Raw genomic sequence first — 2,086 nt, forward strand, 5'->3', positions numbered from 1 at the left:
GGGCGGGTGGATATCGCGGCGGCGGTCGAGGGCGCCGTGGTGGTGCTGAGCATCGCCGATGACGGGCCGGGCATCGCGCCGGGCGACCGCGACCGGGTGTTCGAACCGTTCTTCACCACGCGGCGCGCCGATGGCGGGACCGGGCTGGGGCTGGCGATCCTGCGGTCGCTGCTCGAGGCGCATCGCGGGGAGATCGCGCTGGTCGAGGGGCGGGGGGCGGTGTTTCGGTTGTGCTTGCCGGTGGCTCCCACCCCGTCACCCCGGGCTTGATCCGAGGTAACGCTTCCTTGCCCACGCCAGAAGAAGAAGCGGGACCCCGGGCCAAGCCCGGGGTGACGGGGTGGGTTAGGTAAATTGCACATAACCGAGCGCCGCCGCTCGCATATCTTGTGCGGCAATCCGCGCCGACAGGTCGGGGCGGGGCGCCTCGATCCCCGTCAGGAACAGATCGTCCCGCGTCCCGGCAAGGTCGGGATCGGCCATCACCTGCGCCAAGACCGTGCCGAGCAACGTCGCGACCGCCGGTTCGGCGGCGGTGACGAAGGCGGGCGTGGCGGCGGCATCGGTCTTCGCCAGCACCCGCAACCGCCCGGTCGCATCGGGATCGAACCGGGCGAGCGCGGCGAAGGTCACTTCGTCGATCGCAGCGACATCGGCGCGGCCTTCGCCGACCGCGCGGACGCTGTCGGCATGGGCGCCGGTCTCGACCACCCTTCCGAAGAAGGGCTGCCCCTCGGCCAGCGGGGCGATCCGGTCGCGCAGCAGCGCCATGCCGCTGTTCGATCCGCAATCGTTGATCGCGACCGCCCGCCCGCGCAGGTCGGGGAGCGCCTGTGCCTGGTCGTCGCGGCGCACGACGATCAGGCTGCGATGCTCGCCCGGTCGATCGGTGCCGGCATAGGCGGGATGGCCGATGAGACGCAGCTGCGGATGCTCCCGCGCCCAGGGGCGGGTGCAGATCATGCCGAGCAACAACCCGGGATGCGACCACACCGCCTGCGTCGACCATCCGCGCGTCACTCGCACCGGCACGCCCGGCAGGCCATGGTCGCGCAGGCGGTCGCGGATCGCGGCCCAGAGCCGGTCATTGGCGGCATGCTGCGCGACATGGTCGTACATGCCGAGCCACGCGATGCTATCCATGCGCACCCTCCCGCAGCGCCGGGTGGCGGACGGTATCGTGCGGGCGCAGCGCAAAGCGGCGCCAGATTTCGCGATAGCCGGCATAGCGCGGCTCGGTCCGCTGCGTCCGCGCCCGCTCGATCGCGGGCAGGCGATACCAGGGGGCGGCGGGCACGGCATGGTGCGCGGCGTGGAGATTGTTGTTCAGGAACAGCAGCGCCAGCGGCCCGCGCGACACGACGGTCGCCGCTCGCGACGGGCCGGGGGCGTCGGCGCGGTGTTCGGCAAAGCCGCGCAGCAACGAGGCCGCCTGCCCGGGCAGCACGAAGCACAGCGCATAGGTGCCAAGCGGCAGCGCGACATGGTGCAGCCAGCCCAGCACCAGCGCGACGCCGATCAGGTGCGGCCCCCATTCGCGAAGCGTCGCGGCGGGATCGCGTCGCAGTCGCCGTGCCTCGTTCAGCAGGAACAGCGCGATCGCGGCGACCGGCCCGACCAGCAACTGCCCGATTAACGTCGCACGGATGCGGGCAAGCGCCGCGACAACCTCGCCGCCCGCGACATAGCGCGACTCGGGATCATGCGCCGGGTGGGTCGGATGAGGCGATCGGTGATGCGCCTCATGCGTCCGGCGATAGGCGCCATAGGGTAGCCACAGCGACAGCGGCACGCCGCCGATCAGGCTGTTGACCCAACGCCAGCGCGTCGGGTGGCCGTGGATCGTCTCATGCTGCAACGACCCGTGCCATGCGACGAACCACCCGCCGAGCAGCGCGAGGAGGGGCAGGGGGAGTGTGGCGTGCGCGGCGGTCAGCGCGAGCCACCCGCCGTAGATCGCTGTGGATCGGCGTGGAAAAGGGACCCCGGTAGCGGGGTGATCGGCGTCGAAAAGGGACCCCTCATCCCGTTGGTCTAGGCTGTTCGCTTGGCGGTGTGTCAGGCGGCGAGATCGGGATGCTGGTAT

Annotated in this window: 3 protein-coding genes; 1 reads left to right on the top strand and 2 read right to left on the bottom strand. The window is 71.3% G+C overall.

All coding sequences use genetic code 11. The features are described from left to right. Positions 1-270, top strand: a 270-nt coding sequence (locus tag CA237_RS19355) for a HAMP domain-containing sensor histidine kinase (RefSeq protein ID WP_164523938.1), incomplete at its 5' end; no start/stop codon positions are given. A 75-nt stretch (positions 271-345) separates the two neighbouring features. Here CA237_RS19355 and CA237_RS19360 read toward each other — a convergent pair. Both CA237_RS19360 and CA237_RS19365 read right to left on the bottom strand, forming a co-directional pair. Beyond that, on the bottom strand, positions 346-1,143 hold the full coding sequence (locus tag CA237_RS19360) for a PhnD/SsuA/transferrin family substrate-binding protein (protein ID WP_066691300.1): 798 nt from the start codon (positions 1,141-1,143) through the stop codon (positions 346-348). Next, positions 1,136-1,957 carry a fatty acid desaturase gene (locus CA237_RS19365; RefSeq protein WP_277600146.1) on the bottom strand — a complete coding sequence of 274 codons (822 nt, stop codon included), beginning with the start codon at positions 1,955-1,957 and terminating at the stop codon, positions 1,136-1,138. Before CA237_RS19365 ends, CA237_RS19360 begins: the two co-directional genes overlap by 8 nt. Between the last annotated feature and the right edge of the window lie 129 nt (positions 1,958-2,086).

Origin of the sequence: Sphingomonas sp. ABOLH, assembly GCF_003951715.1 — a bacterium.
In the GTDB taxonomy this organism is placed as follows: Bacteria; Pseudomonadota; Alphaproteobacteria; order Sphingomonadales; family Sphingomonadaceae; genus Sphingomonas; species Sphingomonas hankookensis_A.

What these genes read in the sequence shown, in the direction of transcription:
- CA237_RS19360 (WP_066691300.1), bottom strand. Translation starts at nt 1,143, where the DNA reads ATGGATAGCATCGCGTGGCTCGGCATGTACGACCATGTCGCGCAGCAT.